The organism is Micromonospora sp. WMMD956 (genome assembly GCF_029626125.1).
Classification (GTDB): Bacteria; Actinomycetota; Actinomycetes; order Mycobacteriales; family Micromonosporaceae; genus Micromonospora; species Micromonospora carbonacea.
Genome location: NZ_JARUBI010000005.1, coordinates 5,472,964 through 5,490,479 on the forward strand (window position 1 = coordinate 5,472,964; position 17,516 = coordinate 5,490,479).

Annotated in this window: 15 protein-coding genes and 1 pseudogene; 11 read left to right on the forward strand and 5 right to left on the reverse strand. The window is 75.0% G+C overall.

The features are described 5' to 3' along the window. Nucleotides 1–11 precede the first annotated feature (11 nt). Nucleotides 12–818 carry an EcsC family protein gene (locus tag O7628_RS23955; protein ID WP_246384548.1) on the forward strand — a complete coding sequence of 269 codons (807 nt, stop codon included), beginning with the start codon at nucleotides 12–14 and terminating at the stop codon, nucleotides 816–818. 112 nt (nucleotides 819–930) lie between these two features. Here the strand turns inward: O7628_RS23955 and O7628_RS23960 are convergent, their stop codons facing one another. Further along, nucleotides 931–1,779 carry a GDSL-type esterase/lipase family protein gene (locus O7628_RS23960; RefSeq protein WP_278133846.1) on the reverse strand — a complete coding sequence of 283 codons (849 nt, stop codon included), beginning with the start codon at nucleotides 1,777–1,779 and terminating at the stop codon, nucleotides 931–933. Nucleotides 1,780–1,985: 206 nt separating this feature from the next. On the opposite strand from O7628_RS23960, the gene O7628_RS23965 reads away from it, so the two are divergent. From O7628_RS23965 to O7628_RS23990, 6 genes and pseudogenes are all read left to right on the forward strand, one after another. Then, nucleotides 1,986–2,249, forward strand: a complete 264-nt coding sequence (locus O7628_RS23965) for a DUF6343 family protein (RefSeq protein WP_074475900.1) — start codon at nucleotides 1,986–1,988, stop codon at nucleotides 2,247–2,249. Between the two features lie 12 nt (nucleotides 2,250–2,261). Beyond that, on the forward strand, nucleotides 2,262–3,674 hold the full coding sequence (locus O7628_RS23970; RefSeq protein ID WP_278133848.1) for an NADP-dependent succinic semialdehyde dehydrogenase: 1,413 nt from the start codon (nucleotides 2,262–2,264) through the stop codon (nucleotides 3,672–3,674). Between the two features lie 31 nt (nucleotides 3,675–3,705). Continuing rightward, entirely contained in the window at nucleotides 3,706–4,668 is a 963-nt protein-coding gene (locus O7628_RS23975) for a TIGR03885 family FMN-dependent LLM class oxidoreductase (protein WP_278133850.1), read from the forward strand. 37 nt (nucleotides 4,669–4,705) lie between these two features. After that, entirely contained in the window at nucleotides 4,706–6,280 is a 1,575-nt protein-coding gene (locus tag O7628_RS23980; protein WP_278133852.1) for a Na+/H+ antiporter, read from the forward strand. Then, the gene (locus tag O7628_RS23985; protein WP_278133854.1) at nucleotides 6,277–6,534 is read left to right on the forward strand and encodes a UBP-type zinc finger domain-containing protein; all 258 of its coding nucleotides are present in this window, start codon (nucleotides 6,277–6,279) and stop codon (nucleotides 6,532–6,534) included. The genes O7628_RS23980 and O7628_RS23985 overlap by 4 nt, the downstream gene beginning before the upstream one ends. A gap of 144 nt (nucleotides 6,535–6,678) precedes the next feature. Continuing rightward, nucleotides 6,679–7,167, forward strand: a pseudogene (locus tag O7628_RS23990) (snapalysin family zinc-dependent metalloprotease); the annotation flags it as partial. A 179-nt stretch (nucleotides 7,168–7,346) separates the two neighbouring features. Here O7628_RS23990 and O7628_RS23995 read toward each other — a convergent pair. Next, a complete protein-coding gene (locus O7628_RS23995) occupies nucleotides 7,347–9,968 on the reverse strand; it encodes a glycoside hydrolase family 9 protein (RefSeq protein WP_278133858.1) in 2,622 nt (873 codons plus the stop codon). Nucleotides 9,969–10,176: 208 nt separating this feature from the next. Between O7628_RS23995 and O7628_RS24000 the strand changes: the two genes are divergently transcribed. Then, a complete protein-coding gene (locus O7628_RS24000; RefSeq protein ID WP_074475909.1) occupies nucleotides 10,177–10,905 on the forward strand; it encodes a protein phosphatase 2C domain-containing protein in 729 nt (242 codons plus the stop codon). A gap of 29 nt (nucleotides 10,906–10,934) precedes the next feature. Here the strand turns inward: O7628_RS24000 and hrpB are convergent, their stop codons facing one another. From hrpB to O7628_RS24015, 3 genes are read right to left on the reverse strand one after another with little or no spacing between them, the layout of a single operon-like run. Further along, on the reverse strand, nucleotides 10,935–13,448 hold the full coding sequence (hrpB, locus tag O7628_RS24005) for an ATP-dependent helicase HrpB (RefSeq protein WP_278133860.1): 2,514 nt from the start codon (nucleotides 13,446–13,448) through the stop codon (nucleotides 10,935–10,937). Between the two features lie 30 nt (nucleotides 13,449–13,478). Then, nucleotides 13,479–13,679, reverse strand: coding sequence for a DUF397 domain-containing protein (locus O7628_RS24010; RefSeq protein ID WP_278133861.1), 201 nt, complete (start codon nucleotides 13,677–13,679; stop codon nucleotides 13,479–13,481). A gap of 39 nt (nucleotides 13,680–13,718) precedes the next feature. Next, a complete protein-coding gene (locus O7628_RS24015; RefSeq protein WP_074475912.1) occupies nucleotides 13,719–14,561 on the reverse strand; it encodes a helix-turn-helix transcriptional regulator in 843 nt (280 codons plus the stop codon). Between the two features lie 145 nt (nucleotides 14,562–14,706). Here O7628_RS24015 and O7628_RS24020 point away from each other — a divergent pair, with 145 nt between their 5' ends. The 3 genes from O7628_RS24020 to O7628_RS24030 are packed head-to-tail and all read left to right on the forward strand — an operon-like array spanning nucleotide 14,707 to nucleotide 17,496. Next, nucleotides 14,707–15,333: a GPP34 family phosphoprotein gene (locus O7628_RS24020; RefSeq protein ID WP_256095641.1), complete on the forward strand. Its 627-nt coding sequence runs from the start codon at nucleotides 14,707–14,709 to the stop codon at nucleotides 15,331–15,333. Nucleotides 15,334–15,376: 43 nt separating this feature from the next. After that, a complete protein-coding gene (locus O7628_RS24025; protein ID WP_278133864.1) occupies nucleotides 15,377–16,903 on the forward strand; it encodes an APC family permease in 1,527 nt (508 codons plus the stop codon). Beyond that, entirely contained in the window at nucleotides 16,900–17,496 is a 597-nt protein-coding gene (locus tag O7628_RS24030; protein WP_278133866.1) for a GNAT family N-acetyltransferase, read from the forward strand. Before O7628_RS24025 ends, O7628_RS24030 begins: the two co-directional genes overlap by 4 nt. Nucleotides 17,497–17,516 lie beyond the last annotated feature (20 nt).

Sequence of the window (17,516 nt, forward strand, 5' to 3'; positions counted from 1 at the left end):
CGGGAGCCTCCGTGACCGATTCCGCCCCCGTCGACGGCCAACCCACCGTCCCCATGCCGGTCCCGGCACCGGTGCCACCGGAGGCGGCATCAGCGTTGCCGGCGGAGGCGCCGGGGCTGCCGGTCCCGGCGGTCGCCGCCGAGGACGCGCCGGAGGGGCCGCCGGCCCGGCTCTGGGACCGCATGCGGGAGGACCCGCAGTACGCGCCGGAACACCTGGCCCTGGAGGCGGTGCGCCGCCTCGGTCCCGAGGCGGCGCGGTGGGCCGCCCGCGCGCGGGCGGAGCGTCCCGGCGCACCGACGGAGGAACTTGCCGAGCAGGCGGTCCGCCGGTTCGTCAACCGGGCCCGGCTCTCCGGGGCGGTCTCCGGCGCGGCCGGGCTCCCCGGCGCGGTGATCGACGTCGGGGTGCTGGCCTGGACGCAGGCGCGGATGGTCCTGCACATCGCGGCGGCGCACGGGGTCGACCCGACGCACCCGGACCGGGCCACCGACCTGCTGGTGTTGCAGAAGGTGCACAAGGTCGCCGAGACCGCCCGCCTGGCGCTGGGGGTGGCCGCCGGGCGGGAGCGCGCCGGGGCCCTCTTCGGCTCGGGCGGGCAGGCCGCGCTCGGCAAGGTGATGCTGCGGCTGGGCGTCCGGCTGGCCCAGATGGCCGGGGTCCGCGCGGCGAAGCGGATCTTCGCCAAGGTGATCCCGGGGGCCGCGATCATTCTCGGCACCTGGGCGAACTCGTCGGCGACGAAGGACCTGGCCGAGCGGTCCCGGCAGCTCTACCGCAGCATGGGCCCCGGCGGGGGAGTCCCCCGGCCCCGCTGACGAGCCCCGCCGGCCCGAGCCGACGCGGTCGGGGCCGCCCGGCCCGGCCTGCTCGGTCGGGGCCGGCGGCGCGGCCCCGTCAGTCGAAGCCGGCGGGCCCGGCTCGGCCCGGTCAGTCGAAGCCGGCGGCGCCCCAGGTCGCGTCGGCCAGCCGGTCCTGGCCGGCGACGTTGGGGTGGAACCAGTCCAGCGCGTTGACCAGGTCGAGGGTGAACCGGACGCGGTGCACCGCCCCGCCGTCGTAGCGGCACCGCGAGCCGTAGGCCCGGCAGGCCGACTTGAGCTGGGCGTTGTACGCGTCGATGCGGTCCCGCACCTTCGCCCGGCGTGCCGCGTCGGCGGGCGCGGTCGAGGTGGCGTCCGCCAGCAGCGCGGGGCACACCCCGTGTCCCCACGCCCGCACCGCCCGGGAGTCGGTGTGCCCGACCTCCCAGAGCCGGTAGAGGTCGGGGACGCTGACCACCAGCACCCGGGCCTTGGGGCGGCCGGTGCGCAGCACCCGCAGGCCCTCGTCCACCTGCTTGCGGAACGTCGCCGCCGGGGTCATCGCGGCGACGTCGTCGCGGCACGCGTCGTTCGCGCCGATCAGCACCGTCACGTAGTCGGCGCGGTCGCGGACGGCCGCCTCGGCCTGCCCGGCCAGCGCCGCCGCCCGCGCGCCCGGCTTCGCGTGGTTGTGCGCCGCGCCGCGCAGCTTGGAGTTGCGGTCGAGCAGCCGCTGGTAGTGGCTGTCCACCCGCAGCCCGTCCCCGGTGGACCAGGAGTTGCGCTCGCACGAGCTGAGCATCAGGCAGGAGCCGAAGCCGGTGCTGATCGAGTCGCCGAGGGCGGCCATCACGGCCGGCGTGCCCGGGGCCGGTGACCCGCCCGAAGGACGGGGGCCGGCCTCGCCGCCGCCCTCGCAGGCGAGCGCGACCAGGGCCAACAGGCAGGCGACGGCGGCGACCCAGCGTCGAGGCATCTTCCCCAGTCCCGCTTCCCCAGTCCCGCTTTCCCGCCGCGCGGCGGAGTGCGACAGCCAGCCAACCCTACGTGCGCCACCGGCGCGGGCGGTCGCCTGCTGTCGGCTTTCCGGCACTCGACGCCCGGGCGTCCCCGGGTGTGGTAGTTGGCGCGGCGGTGACCCGATGCCCGGTTAACCGGGCCGATCGGGGGTAGCCCGCAGGGATGACGAGATCGCAGCCCCGCCGCGCCCGCGGCACCGTCGGCCACGCGTACAGCGCGTTGAACCTCCGCCTCGTGCTCGCCGGCTTCGGGCTCGTGACCATGGTGATCTTCGCCGTGCTGGCGGTGTGGGCCGGCGTGGTGTGGCTCGGCGTCGTCTGCGTCGTCTTCGCCGTCGTCGCCGCGGTCGACCTGGTCGTCATCCAGCGCCGCCGTGCCGCGCGCCGCCGGGAGTCCCCGGGCGCGCGGCACTCGCTGTTCGAGTGACAGGAGTACGAGATGTCCATCGCCACCACCAACCCCGCCACCGGACAGGTGCTCAAGTCGTACGACCCGATGTCGGACGCGCAGGTCGACGCCGCCATCGCGCAGGCCGACCGGGCCTTCGCCGACCTGCGCCGGACCACCGTCGCCCAGCGGGGCCGGTGGCTGACCGCCGCCGCCGACCTGCTCGACGCCGAGCGCGACGAGACCGCCCGGCTGATGACCACGGAGATGGGCAAGACGTACGCCGCCGCGCAGGCCGAGGTCACCAAGTGCGCCGCGGCGTGCCGGTTCTACGCCGCCCACGCCGAGCGGATGCTCGCCGACGAGCCCGCCGACGCCCGCGCCGTCAAGGCCGCCCGCGCCTTCGTGCGCTACCAGCCGATCGGGCCGGTGCTGGCGGTGATGCCGTGGAACTTCCCGCTCTGGCAGGTCATGCGGTTCGCCGCGCCGGCCCTGATGGCCGGCAACACCGGCCTGCTCAAGCACGCCTCGAACGTGCCGCAGACCGCCCTGTACCTGGAGGACCTGTTCCACCGTGCCGGCTTCGCGCCGGGCTGCTTCACCACCCTGCTCGTCGGCTCGGACGCCGTCGACCGGATCCTGAGCGACCCCCGGGTGCGCGCCGCGACCCTCACCGGCAGCGAGGGCGCCGGCCGGTCCATCGCCCAGACCGCCGGCCGGGAGCTGAAGAAGACGGTGCTGGAGCTGGGCGGCAGCGACCCGTTCGTGGTGATGCCGTCGGCCGACCTGGACCGGGCGGCCGAGGTCGCCACCACCGCCCGTTGCCAGAACAACGGGCAGTCCTGCATCGCCGCCAAGCGGTTCATCGTGCACACCGACGTCTTCGACGCGTTCGCGCGGCGGTTCGCGGCGAACATGGCCGCGCTGCGGGTCGGCGACCCGATGGACCCCGCCACCGACGTCGGCCCGCTGGCCAGCGAACGCGGCCGCGACGAGATCGACGCCCAGGTCCGCGACGCCGTCGAGCGGGGCGCCACGGTGCTCTGCGGCGGGGAGAAGCCGACCGGGCCGGGCTGGTTCTACCCACCGACGGTGGTCACCGACCTGCGGCCGGAGATGCGGATCTGGTCCGAGGAGGTGTTCGGGCCGGTCGCGGGGCTGTTCCGGGTGTCGTCGTACGCCGAGGCGGTCGAGGTGGCCAACGGGACCGCCTTCGGCCTCGGCGCGAACGCCTGGACCACCGACCCGCAGGAGCAGGAGCGCTTCGCCACCGACCTGGACGCCGGCAACGTCTTCGTCAACGGGATGACGACCTCCTTCCCCGAGCTGCCCTTCGGCGGCGTGAAGAACTCCGGCTACGGCCGCGAGCTGTCCGCGTTGGGCATGCGCGAGTTCTGCAACACCAAGACCGTCTGGGTGGGCCGGGGCGAGGCGACGGCCGGCGCGGGGGCACACGCCGAGTAGACGGGCGGCCGGCTGGGTAGGAGGTGCGCCCATGACGGTGTTCGGCTTCCACGCGTCCCACGAGCAGATCCACCCGGCCAGGCTGCTGGAGGCGGTGATCCACGCCGAACGGGCCGGCTTCGACGCCGCCATGTCCTCGGACCACTTCTCCCCGTGGAGCGCCCGGCAGGGCGAGTCCGGGTTCGCGTGGTCCTGGCTGGGCGCGGCGCTCCAGGCCACCGACCTGCCCTTCGGCGTGGTCAACGCGCCGGGCCAGCGCTACCACCCGGCGATCGTCGCCCAGGCCATCGGCACCCTCGGCGCGATGTACCCGGGCCGGTTCTGGGCGGCGCTGGGCACCGGCGAGGCCAGCAACGAGCACATCACCGGCGACCCGTGGCCCCGCAAGGACGTGCGCGCCGCGCGGCTGCGCGAGTGCGTCGACGTGATCCGGGCGCTGCTGGCCGGCGAGGAGGTCAGCCACGACGGCCTCGTCACGGTCGACCGGGCGAAGCTGTGGACCCGCCCCGAGCAACCGCCGGCCCTGATCGGCGCGGCCGTCAGCGTGGCCACCGCCCGCTGGTGCGCGCAGTGGGCCGACGGGCTGATCACCGTCAACGCCCCCACCGCCCACCTGCGCGAGATGATCGACGCCTACCGCGACGCCGGGGGCCGCGGCCCGCTGCACCTCCAGGTGCACGTGAGCTGGGCGCCCGAGCAGGCCGAGGCCGAGGCGATCGCGTACGACCAGTGGCGCAGCAACGTCTTCGCGCCGCCGGTCTGCTGGGACCTGGAGACCGCCGAGCACTTCGACGTCGTCTCCGCCGACGTGCCGATGGCGAAGGTCGCCGCGGCCGTCAACGTCTCGGCCGACCTCGGCCGGCACGTCGGCTGGCTCGAGGAGTACGTGGGGCTGGGCTTCGACCAGATCGCCCTGCACCACGTCGGCCAGCAGCAGCGGGCGTTCATCGACACGTTCGGCGCGGAGGTGCTGCCGAAACTGCGGGCCGCGTGATCCGCTCCGGCCGGGTGGGGCCCTAGGCTCGTACCCCATGGAGCCCCTGTTCGAGGTCGTCGTCTTCCTCGCCATCGCGACGCTCGGCGCGGCGCTGGCCCGCAAGCTCGGGCTGCTCGCGCCGATCCTGCTCGTGGTGGTCGGCCTCGCGTTGTCCTTCGTGCCCGGCTTCCCGCAGGTCCGGCTGGACCCGGACCTGGTGCTGGTGGGCATCCTGCCGCCGCTGCTCTACGTGGCGGCGCTGGAGACGTCGGTGCCGGCGTTCCGGCTCAACCTGCGGCCGATCCTGCTGCTCGCCGTCGGGCTGGTGATCTTCACGGCGTTCGCGGTGGGCCTCGTGGTGCACCTGCTGCTGCCGGCGGTGCCGTTCGCCGTCTGCCTGGCCCTCGGCGCGGTGGTCGCCCCGCCGGACGCGGTCGCGGCCACCGCCGTGGCCCGCCGGATCGGCCTGCCCCGCCGGGTGGTGACGATCCTGGAGGGCGAGAGCCTGATCAACGACGCCACCGCGCTGGTGCTGCTGCGGGTGGCCACGATGGCGACGATCGGCACCTCGGTCGGGGTCGGCGACGTGGCGTGGGAGGTCCTCGTAGCCACCGGCGGCGGCGTCGTGATGGGCCTGCTCGGGGTGGTGGTCTTCGGGTTCCTGCACAAGCGGATCACCGACCCGCTGCTGGACAACGCGGTGTCGCTGATCGTGCCGTTCGCGGTGGTCTTCGCCGCCGAGGAGATCCACGCCTCCGGGGTGGTCGCCGTGGTGGTGACCGGCCTCGGGATCGGGCACAAGATGCCGCTGCTGATGTCGGCGGCCTCCCGGTTGCAGATCGGCGCGTTCTGGCGGCTGGTCCGGTTCCTGCTGGAGGGGCTGGTCTTCCTGCTGGTCGGCCTCCAGTTGCGCGAGGTGGTGCAGGATCTGGACGAGCCGCTGGGCTTCCTCGCGGCGATCACCGGCGCGGTGCTGGTCACCGTCTTCCTGACCCGGTTCGCCTGGCTCTTCCCGGCCACCTACCTGGCCCGCCTGGTGCCCCGGGTGCGGCAGCGGGACCCGGCCCCGTTGGCGAAGTTCCCGGTGGTCATCGGCTGGGCCGGGATGCGCGGCGTGGTCACCCTGGCCGCCGCGCTGGCCCTGCCGCTCACCCTCGCGCAGGACCGCCCCTATCCCCGGCAGCTGTTCATCTGGCTGGCCTTCGCGGTGATCGTGGCGACGCTGGTCGGGCAGGGCGCGACGCTGCCGGCGGTGGCGCGCCGGCTGAAGCTGCCGCCGGACGACCCGGTGCAGGACGCGCTCTCGGCGGCGGGCGTCCAGCAGCAGGCCAGCCGGGCCGCCCGGGAGCGGCTCGACGAGTTGGCCGAGTCGGCGCCGACGGCGGTCGTGGAGCGGCTGCGCCGGGTGTCGCAGGAGCGCACCAACGTGGCGTGGGAACGGCTGGGCGGCACCGAGCGGGAAACCCCGTCGCAGGCGTACGGTCGGCTGCGGCAGGAGATGATCGACGCGGAGCGCGAGGTGTTCCGGGCCGCCCGCGACTCCGGCCGGATACCGGAGGAGGTGCTGGTGCGGGCGTACCGCGACCTGGACCTGGAGGAGTCGCTGCTGCGGCGGGAGGAGGAGTCATGAGCTGCGAGCACCTGACGGAGGCGGGCACGGCCGAGCCGCGCGTCACGACGGAGTGCCCGGACTGCGTGGCCGTCGGCAACGACGACTGGGTGCACCTGCGGTCCTGCCTGGCCTGTGGGCACGTGGGCTGCTGCGACTCGTCGCCGTACCAGCACGCGACGAAGCACTTCGCGGAAAGCGGGCACCCGGTGATGCGCTCCATCCAGCCGGGGGAGGCGTGGCGCTGGTGCTTCGTCGACGAGGAGATCGGCTGAGCCGTCGCCCCGACGGGCGCGCGGGGCCCGGTCGACGCGGCTCGTATGACGCAACCGCTATGCGGGCGACCGGCGGCGGATCGACCTAAGATCGGCGCACATCGATGAGTGGCGGCGCTGCCGCCGGAACTCCGAGGAGTGCGCGTGATCCGACGACACCTGCTGCGTACGGCCGGCGCCCTGGCCGCGACCGTCCTGGCCGCCGCCGGGGTGCTGGCCGCCACCGGCACCAGCGCGTCCGCCGTCCGCACCGTCTACTACGACGCGAGCCGGGCCGGCGAGTTCCGCACCAACTTCGACCAGGCCGCCCAGATCTGGAACAGCAACGTCAGCACCGTCCGGCTGCTGCCCGCCACCCCCGGCAACATCACCATCTACGTCGACAACGGCTGGCCCCGGGCGCAGACCACCTCGCTGGGCAACGGCCGGGTGTGGATGGGCTGGGAGGCGGTCAACGAGGGCTACCACCGCACCCGCATCGCCACCCACGAGATCGGCCACATCCTCGGCCTGCCCGACAAGCGCACCGGCCTCTGCTCCGACCTGATGTCCGGCAGCAGCGCGCCGGTGTCCTGCACCAACGCGACCCCCAGCGCCGCCGAGGCGTCCCGGGTCAACCAGCTCTTCGCCGGCGGCCTCGCCGCCGCGACGGTGACCGGGAAGACGTACGTCTGGGTCGGCGGCGAGGCCGCCCCGGGCGGGCTCACCGCCGGGGCGCACGAGGCCCCCTGATCCGAGGGCATCGCCGCCGGTAGGGACGCCGAAAGGGTGGCCCCCCAGAACGGGAGGCCACCCTTTTCCGGCAGGTCGGGTCAGGACAGGGTGCAGGGCGCGCCGTTGACCGTGACCAGGCCCGGCGCGGGGTTCGCGCCGCCGCCCGTGGTGGCGTTGAAGCCGAAGGTCGTCGCGCCGCCCGGGTCGATCCGGGCGTTGTACGACTCGTTCTTCGCCGTCACCGTGGCCCCGGACTGGGTCACCTTCGCCATCCACGCCTCCCGCACCTTCTGGTCGCCGGTGAAGGCGAACTTCGCGGTCCAGCCGTTGACGACGGCGGTGCCGGTGTTGCGGATGGTCACCTGGGCGGTGAACCCGGTGCCGCCGTGCCAGGTGCCGTAGTTGTCGTACGACACCGAGCAGGTGGACGTCGGCACGGCCGCCGCGTCGTCCTGGTCGGCGAGGAACGAGGCCAGCCAGCTCAGCGCCGAGTTCCAGTTGATCGCGATCTCGTTCGTCGAGTACGAGTTGATGTCGTCGACGTAGCAGAACATCGGCTTGCAGCCGGCGAGCAGGTTCGACGAGAACGGGTCCTGGAGGCCGGCGTTCGCGCCACCGGCGAGGGAGCCGGCGGGCGGGTTGGGCGAGGTCGGGTCGAACTGGTTGGCGTACATCCGGCTGTGCTGGTTGCGCGCGGTGTGCTCGCCCCACCCGGTGACGTACGAGATGTTGAGCGCGTTGCGGCCCAGCAGGTAGTCCGCCGCCTGCACGGCCCCGTCGCGGTACTTCGCGTCGCGGGTCAGGTCGAAGGCGGTGCCGAGCACGACCGCGTTGTTGGTGATGTTGCCGTTGGCGCCCCAGAAGTAGCTGTTGGCGTCGCCGGGCATCGGCAGACCGTACGCCTGGCCGGCGGCGATCTCCAGGTAGCGGTCGGCGGCGGCGGTCACCGAGGCGCGGACCCGGGTGCGCTCGGCGGCCGGCAGGCCGCTGGGGACGGTGGCCAGGTCGAGGCGGCCCAGCGCGGCGACGCCCTGCCAGCCGAAGCCCTGGTCGCCGAAGACCGCGCCGGTGTGGTGCTTCGACGCGGTCAGGTCGGTCAGGTACGCGGCCTCGCCGGTGGTCAGGAACAGCTCGGCGGCGGCCCAGTAGAACTCGTCGCTGACGTCGGTGTCGTCGTACGCCCCGCCGCCGGTGCCGTCGGTGGGGCTGGCGTAGATCGCTGGGTGCGCCTTGGCGGCCGCGTACGCGGTCTTCGCGGCGGTGCCGCAGCGGGTGGCGAACGCCGCGTCGTACGGGGCGAACAGGCGGGCGCACTGGGCGGCGACGGCGGCCAGGTTGAGCGTGGCGGCCGTGGACGGCGGGTGCAGCTCGCGCGGCTGCGGGTCGGCGGCCGGGTCGAGCGGCAGGCCCGTCCAGTTCTTGTCGTGGATCTTGTGGTGGGCCATCCCGGCCAGCGGCTTGCCGGCCGGCACCTGCATGCGCAGCAGGAACTCCAGCTCCCAGCGGGCCTCGTCGAGGATGTCCGGCACGGCGTTGCCGCGCTCGGGCACGCGCAGGGTGCTGTCGCCCAGCCCCGCGCCGGCGTCGGCGGTGGCCGCCGTCTTGGTCCGCTCGAAGGCGTTCAGCAGCTGGTAGGTGGCGATGCCGCCGTTGACCACGTACTTGCCGTGGTCGCCCGCGTCGTACCAGCCGCCGCGCACGTCGAGGGAGTAGTCGCAGACCCCCGGCTGGCAGGGCACGCTGGTGTCGCCCTGGTTGGGGGCGACGCCGATGTGGCCGGCGGCGCGGGCGTACTCGTCGCCGACCAGGTCGCCGTCGATGGCGATGCCGCTGCGCTGGATGTAGAAGAACTGGAGGGCGTCGCTGCGCAGCTTGTCGTAGAGCGTGCCGGAGATGTCGAACGGGTGGCTGGTCTCGCCGTCGGCGACGAGCGTGTAGCCGGTGCCCGGGGTGCGGTACGACGAGAAGTCGATGGTCTGCACGTTCTGCCCGGACGCCTCGTCGACCCCGCGCGGCCTGCTCTGCCCGCTGGCGACCACCGCGCCGGCGGCGGAGCGCAGCTGCCAGGCGAACGGGGTGGTGGCCTCGGTGACCACGGTGGCGTTCTTCGGGCCGCCGGGCAGGTAGCCGACCTGGTTGACCCGCACCCGGGGCCCGGTGTCCGGCTCGTAGGGCACCGGCGGCTCGCCGCCGCGCAGCGAGACGTTGTCGAGGCAGATGGTCTGCTCGGCGGCGGCCCCGCCGACCTGGAAGATGATCTGCGCGCTCGGGTTGTCCTCGCTCGCGGTGAACGTCTTGGCGAAGTGGGCGCTGGTGCCGGTGGCGGCGGCGTCCACGCTGGCGTACTGCGTGTAGGGGGCCGCCCCGAGCTGGAGCACGGCCTTGACGTTCGCCCCGGGGGTGGCGGTGATGTCGAAGGAGAGCTCGTACTCGGAGCCGGCGGTCAGCGGCACGGCGTCCTGGCCGATGCCGGCGTCCCAGGGGTTGGCCAGTCCGCCGTCGACGGTGGCGCAGAGCCGGCCGTCGGTCACCCCGAGCGGGCCGGTGCCGTAGGAGAACCAGGGGGAGACGCCCTCGCTGAAGTCGCCGTTCTTCAGCTGCTCGGGGGCGTCCGGGGGGACCTCGGCGTGGGCCACACCGGCGGTGGTGCCGGTGAGAGCCAGGGCGGTCGCCGCGGCGAGTGCCGCGAGGTGGCGTCGACGTCGTCGGGATGGCGTCACGGGGGATCCTTCCGGGGGACGGGGCTGCGCAGATGCTGGGAGCGCTCCCACTATCCGCCTGATATTTCCAGCGGGTGTCGACCGTGTCAATTGAGGTGGCTGAATAAGATTGGTCGACCCGTCCCGCCGCGTGAGATTCGCCGCGCCACGCGGCGTCGTCGCGATCTCCTAGAGACAACTGCGCCCTCCAACTGGCAGGCTGCGTGCCATGACCCTGAAGCTGCGTTCCGTCGGGGCGAGCGACCGCGGGCTGATCCGCAGCGGCAACCAGGACGCCCTGCACTCCGGCACCTGGCTCGTCGCCGTCGCCGACGGCATGGGCGGGATGGCCGCCGGAGACCTGGCCAGCCGCATCGCGATCGACGCGGTCGGACCCCTGGACCTGGCCACACCCGAGGACGCCCTGGTCGCCGCCCTACAGAGCGGCATCGAGCAGGCCACCGCGCGGATCGCCGAGGCCGTGCGCGAGGACCCCGAGCGGCAGGGCATGGGCACCACCCTGACAGCCCTGCTCTTCGCCCGCACCGGCAGCTGCCTCGCCCTGGCCCACGTCGGCGACTCCCGCGCCTACCTCTACCGGGAGGGGGTGCTCAAGCAGATCACCCGCGACGACACCTTCGTGCAGATGCTCGTCGACCAGGGCCTGATCACCCCCGACCAGGCCGCGAGCCACCCCCGCCGGGCCGTGGTCACCCAGGCGTTGCAGGGCGGGGAGGTCTCCCCGGCGTACGCGACCATGGTGCCCCGGGCCGGCGACCGCTGGCTGCTGTGCAGCGACGGCCTGTCCAACGTGGTGCGTCTCGACACCCTCGCCGAGGTGCTGGCCGGGCACCCGGACCGGGACGAGTGCGCCCGGCGGCTGATCGACCTGGCGCTGCGCGCCGGCGGCCCCGACAACGTCACCGTCGTCATCGCCGACGTGGTCGCCGAGGACTGACCGCCCGCCGCCCGGGTGGCAGCCCGGGGTCAGCGGCGGCGGGGGGCCGCCCGGCGGGTCGGCTCGGCCGTCGTCGGGTCCTCCGGCCAGGGGTGGCGGGGGTAGCGCCCGCGCAGCTCCGCGCGGACCTGCGGATAGCCCGTGCGCCAGAACGACGCGAGGTCGGCGGTGACCGCCACCGGCCGCCCGGCCGGGGAGAGCAGGTGCAGCAGCACCGGCACCCGGCCGGCGGCGACCCGGGGCGCGTCGGCCCAGCCGAACGTCTCCTGGAGCTTCACCGCGAGCACCGGGGCGGCCGGGTCGGCGTAGTCCACCCGGACCCGGGAGCCGCTGGGCACGGCGATCCGCTCGGGGGCCAGCTCGTCCAGCCGGGCCGCCAGCGACCAGGGCAGCAGCCGGCGCAGCGCGGCGACGACGTCCACCCGGGCCAGGTCGGCGCGGCGGCGGGCGGCCGCCAGCTCGGGGCCCAGCCAGTCGTCGACGCCGGCCAGCAGCGCGTCGTCGGTCACGTCCGGCCAGTCCGGCCCGAGCGCCTGCCGGCAGAACGCCATCCGCTCGCGCAGCGCCCGCGCGGCCGGCGACCAGGTCAGCAGCGCCAGGCCGTCGCGGCGCAGCCCGTCGCGCAGCGCGGCGGCCACCAGCGCCGGCGCGGGGTGGGCCAGCGGCCGGGCGACCAGCTCGATCGCGCCGAGGCGGACCACGTCCCGGGCCACCACGTCCCCGCCGGACCAGACGACCTCCCGCCCGGAGCGCAGCAGCGGCCCGCCGGCCTCCCGCGCCGTCGCCTCGTCCAGGCCGGCGGCCAGCCGCACCCGGGCGGTCGGCGTGCCGGGGGTCCGGTCGGCCACCGCGACGGCCAGCCACGTCGTGCCGGCCAGCGCCGACCCCGGGGCCAGCTCCGCCGCGGTCCCGCCGGCCATCAGGTACGTCGACCCGCCGGCCCGCCGGAGGCGGGCCAACCGCTCCGGGTACGCCAACCCGACCAGCAGCCCGGCGGCCAGCTCGTCGGGCAGCGGGGGCGTCGGGGTGGTCGCCCCGTCGGGCAGGGCGGCGCGCAGCCGGCGGGTCTCGGCGCGCCAGCGGGCGGTGGCCGCCGGATCCGCGCCGACCCGCAGCCGCCGCCACGCGGCGGCCAGGTCGTCGCCCGGCCCGGCCACGGTGTCGTCGGCGAGCAGCGCCACGACCTCGGCGGCCCGTTCCGCGCCGACCACGGGCGCGCCGTCCAGCAGCGCCCGGGCCAGCCGGGGGTGCGCCCCGGCCGCGGCGATGACGCGCCCCCGGTCGGTGATCCGGCCGGCCGCGTCCAGCGCGCCGAGGGTGGTCAGGGTGTCCCGGGCGACCGTCATGGCGGCGGCCGGCGGCGGGTCGGGCAGGGCCAGCCCGGTGCCGTCCGGGTCGCCCCAGGCGGCCAGCTCCAGGGCGAAGCCGGTGAGGTCGGCGGTGGCGATCTCCGGCTCGGGCTGGGCGGCGAGCCGGTCGTGGGTCGCCGCCGACCAGCAGCGGTACACGTGTCCGGGCGCCTCCCGCCCGGCCCGCCCGGCCCGCTGCGTCGCCGCCGCCCGGGACACCGGCACGGTGACCAGCGCCCCCAGCCCCCGGGACAGGTCCACCCGGGGCACCCGGGCCAGCCCGGCGTCGACCACGACCCGCACCCCGGGCACGGTCAGGCTGCTCTCCGCCACGGCGGTGGCCAGCACCACCCGCCGCCGGCCGGCGGGGCGCAGCGCGGCGTCCTGTTCGGCGGCCCGCAGCCGCCCGTGCAGCGGCAGCAGGTCGACGGTGCCCCGCAGGGCGGCCAGCCGCCCGGTCACGGCGGCGATCTCGCCGACCCCCGGCAGGAAGACCAGCACGTCGCCGTCGCGTTCGGCGAGCGCCCGGCGCACGGTGGCCGCCACGTGGTCCAGCAGCGCCGGGTCGACGCGGCCGGAGGCGGTCACGGCGGCCGGGCGGGGCGGCGGGGCCCAGACCCGGGTCACCGGGTGCAGGGCCGCCTCCGCCCGCACCACCTCCGCCGGCGCGCCTGCCGCGCCGAGCAGCGCGGCGAACCGGTCCGCGTCCGGGGTCGCCGACATGGCGACCAGCCACAGGTCCGGGCGCAGCGCCTCGCGCGCCTGCGCGGTGAACGCCAGCGCCAGGTCGGCGTCGAGCTGCCGCTCGTGGCACTCGTCGAGCAGCACCGCGCCGACGCCGGGCAGCTCCGGGTCGCGGTGCAGCCGGCGCACCAGCAGGCCGGTGGTGACCACCTCGACCCGGGTGGCGGCGCTGACCCGGCGCTCGCCGCGCACCGCGTAACCGACCCGGTCGCCGACCCGCTCGCCGAGCAGGGCGGCCATCCGGTGCGCCGCCGCGCGGGCGGCCACCCGGCGCGGCTGGGCGATCACCACCCGGCCGGCGACCGCCCCGGCCACGGCCAGCGGGGCCAGGGTGGTCTTCCCGGTGCCGGGCGGCGCGACCAGGACCGCGCCGCCGGCCGCGCGCAGCGCGTCGAGCAGCGCCGGCAGCGCGGGTCGGACCGGCAGGTCGAGGGTTACGTCGGCGAGCACCGTCCTACTGTCGCACCGGCCCGCCGGGCGTCAGCGGGGGCGTACGGCGTCGAGGCCGCCGACGAACGCGCCCCACGCCGCCGGGGCGAACACCAGCGCGGGGCCCTCCCGGTCCTTGGAGTCGCGGACCGCGACCCGACCGTCGGCTGTGGCCACCTCGACGCAGTTGCCGTTGCCACTGCTGCGGCTGCTGGTCCGCCAGGCCGCCCGGGACAGGTCGAGCGCGGTCATCCCCGATACCTCGTCTTCTGCTGGCGCGCCGCGATGCGGTCACGCAAAGTTACGAGAAGCCTCCTCCAGGCGGGTCAACGAATCCGCCGGACTGAGCGCCATCCGGCACAGCTTCTCGTGCAACAGGCTATACCCGCGCACATGATCGGCTTCCTCCAGAGCCAGTCCCATCGTGAGGTTATCCAGGTAAACCACGGATGCGTCGGCGTCGTCGGAAAAGCCCAGGATGACGTACGGGGTGGTCATCGCCGGGTGCCCGCCGGCCGCGAACGGAAGTACCTGCACCGTGACGTTCGGTAGTTGTGCGACGTGGTGGATGTGGGTCAGCTGCTCGGCCATCGCGGCCGGCTCGCCGACCGGCCGCAGCAGCACCGCCTCGTTGAGCACCACCGACAGCTCGACGGGGTTCTCCCGGTGCAGCACGTCCTGCCGGCGCAGCCGGGCGGCGACCTTGCGCTCGATGCGCTCCTCCCCGGCGGTGAGCCGGTAGATCGCGCGGGCGTACGCCTCGGTCTGGAGCAGGCCGGGCACGGCCTCGGCCTCGTACGTGCGCAGCGACGCCGCCTCGGCCTCCAGCCCGACGTAGAACTCGAACCACTCGGGGAGCACGTCGCTGTAGTTCTGCCACCAGCCGCGCTGCTGCGCGCCCCGGGCGATCTCGATCAGCGCCTCGGCGTCGGCCCCGGTGACCTGGTAGAGGGCCAGGGCGGCCCGGACGTCGCGGGGCTTGATGCCGATCTGGGCGTTCTCGATGCGGGAGAGGTTGCTCTTGGACATGTCGAGTTGACGGGCGGCGACGTCGAGGGTCATCCCGGAGCGCTCACGCAGGTGGCGCAGCTCGCGGGCGATACGACGGCGGCGGACGGTCGGGCTGGCGGTCACCCTCCGAGTCTGTCACGCCAAGATCCCCAGGTCGTTCGGACACGGAGTGCAACTGTCGAAAGTGGGAGTTGCGTTGCAACCCGCTGACGTGCATCCTTTCACCCGGCGTCGATCAGTTGTGGACAATCCGTTTCGGGAGGCTCGTGTGCTCACCGCCGACGAGTTCTATCTGATCGCCCACAACGACAGCCGGGGCAAGCCCAAGCTGCACCCCAGCGCGGCGGGCATCGGCCTGGCGGCGGCCCTGCTCGGCGAGTTGGTCCTGTTCGGACAGCTCACCGTCGCCGCCGGGAACGTGACCGTGGTCGACCGCCGCCCGCCCGCCGACGCCCTGGCCCACACCGTCCTGGACCAGTTGGTCGGCGAGTCCCAGCACCAGTCGGTGCGCACCTGGCTGAGCTTCCTCGGCCAGAGCGCGGCGACCTCGGTGGCGGAGCGGCTGGCCCGCAGCGGCGTGCTGCGCCGGCAGGAGAACCGCCGCCTGCTGCGCACCACCGTCAGCTACGTCCCGATCGACCTCAACGCGGTGGCCTGGCCGGCCACCCGGCTGCGGGCCCTGCTCGACCGGCCGGAGCCCCCGACCGTGCCGGACGCCCTGCTGCTCGGCCTGGTCTCCGCCGCCGGCCTCACCCGCGAGGTGCTGTGGAGCGCCGGCCCCCGTGCCCACCACCGGCTCAGTGTTCTCATCCCGGCGTTGCCCCCGCCCCTGAAGGAGCTGGTCGCGCACACCGAGGCCGCCGTCGGCGCGGCCGTGCTGCGCGGCATGCCCTGACGGCCGCCGGCCCCTCACCCCCCTCCTCGAACCGGAGCAGTCGATGCCCCCCACGACTACATTCGAACGACCGAGCAACGTCTCCGACGCCCTGGCCCGTGGCCGCCTCGGCGTCCCGTCGGTGATCTTCTTCGTGCTGTCGGCGGCCGCGCCGCTGACCGTGGTGGCCGGCGTGGTCACCACCGGCTACGCCGTCACCGGCGTCACCGGGATGCCGCTGGCCTTCCTGGTGGTCGGCGCGGTGCTCGCCCTCTTCTCCGTCGGATACGTGGCGATGGCCCGCCGGGTGGAGAACGCGGGCGCGTTCTACGCGTACGTCTCGCGGGGGCTGGGCCGCCCGGCCGGCGTCGGCGCGGCGTGGGTCGCCCTGCTGGCGTACAACGCGCTCCAGGTCGGCCTGTACGGCGCGGTCGGCGCGGCGGCGACGCCGGTGCTGGAGCGGCTGTTCGGCGCGTCGCCGGCCTGGTGGGTGGTGGCCCTGGTCGCGTGGGCCCTGGTCGCCGTGCTCGGCCTGCTGCGGGTCGACGTCAACGGCATGGTCCTGGCGGTGCTGCTGGTCGCCGAGATCGCGGTGATCCTCGTGTTCGACCTCGGGCAGCTCGGCCACCCGGCCGGCGGCTCGGTGAGCCTCGCCGCGCTGTCCCCCGACAGCCTGCTCGTCCCGGGGGCCGGCGCGCTGCTGGTGCTGGCCATGACCGGCTTCGTCGGGTTCGAGTCCTCGGTGGTGTTCAGCGAGGAGAGCCGGGACCCGAAGCGCACGGTCCCGCTGGCCACCTACCTGTCGGTGGCGATCATCGCCGGGCTCTACGCCCTGTCGTCGTGGGCGATGACCGTCGCCGTCGGCCCGGACCGGATCTCGCGGCAGGCCGGCGAGCAGAGCGTCGAGCTGATCTTCAACCTGGCGGCGGCCCACCTCGGCGACACCGCCGTCACCATCGGCCAGGCGCTGTTCATGACCTCGGTGCTGGCCGCGATGATCTCCTTCCACAACACCACCGCCCGGTACGCGTTCGCGCTCGGCCGGGAGCGGGTGCTGCCGGCGGCGTTCGGGCAGACCTCGCCGCGCACCGGCTCGCCCCGGGTGGCCTCGCTCGCGCAGAGCGTCCTCGGCCTGCTGGTGATCGTGCTCTACGCGGTCAACGGCTGGGACCCGGTGCTCCAGCTCTTCTACTACGCCGGCTCCGGCGGCGGGTTCGGCGTGCTGCTGCTGATCGCCACCACGTCGATCGCGGTGATGGCCTACTTCGCCCGCACCCGGGCCCAGGAGAACCTGTGGCGGCGGCTGATCGCCCCGGGGCTGGCCGCCGTGGCGCTGGTCGCCATCATCACGGTGGCGGTGGACAACTTCGCCATCCTGCTCGGCGTCGCCCCCGACTCCGCGCTGCGCTGGGCCGTCCCGGCCGCGTACCCGGTGGCCGCGCTGGTCGGTGTGCTCTGGGCGCTGGTGCTGCGCAACAGCCGGCCCGACGTCTACGCCCGGATCGGGCTGGGCGCGGAGAGCGCCACCCTGGTGGCCGCCCCGGGCTACGACGGCGAGCCGGCCCGCGCGGGCGCGGGGGCGCACAGGTGAGCGACGTACCCGTCGAGCGGCTCGGCCCGGCCGAGACCCGGCTGGTGGCCGAGCGGATCGCCGAGGCGTTCCTGGTGCTCCCGGCGACCCACTGGCTCGTGCCGGACGCCGCCCGACGCCGGCCCGTGCTGGCCGACAACTTCGAGATCCTGGTCTCGCACGCCATGGCGCACGGCCAGGTGCACGCCACAGCCGACCGGGCGGGGGTGGCGGTCTGGTTCCCGCAGACCGGCGACGACGTCGGTCCGCCGGCGGACTACGACGCCCGGCTGGCCGCCGCGTGCGGCGAGTGGGTCGAGCGGTTCCGCCACCTCGACGACCTGTTCGCCGCGACCCACCCGCACGACCGGCACCACCATCTGGCGTTCCTCGCGGTCGCGCCCGGCCGGCAGGGGCGGGGGATCGGGTCGGCGCTGCTGCGCCACCACCATGCCTGGCTGGACGCCAACGGGGTGCCCGGCTATCTGGAGGCGAGCAGCGAGCGGGGCCGGGACCTGTACGCCCGGCACGGCTACCGGCCGCGGGAGGTCTTCCGGCTGCCGGACGGCACCCCGTTCTTCCCGATGTGGCGGGAGCCGGCGACGACCGGCTGACGGAGCCGACACGCGAGGGG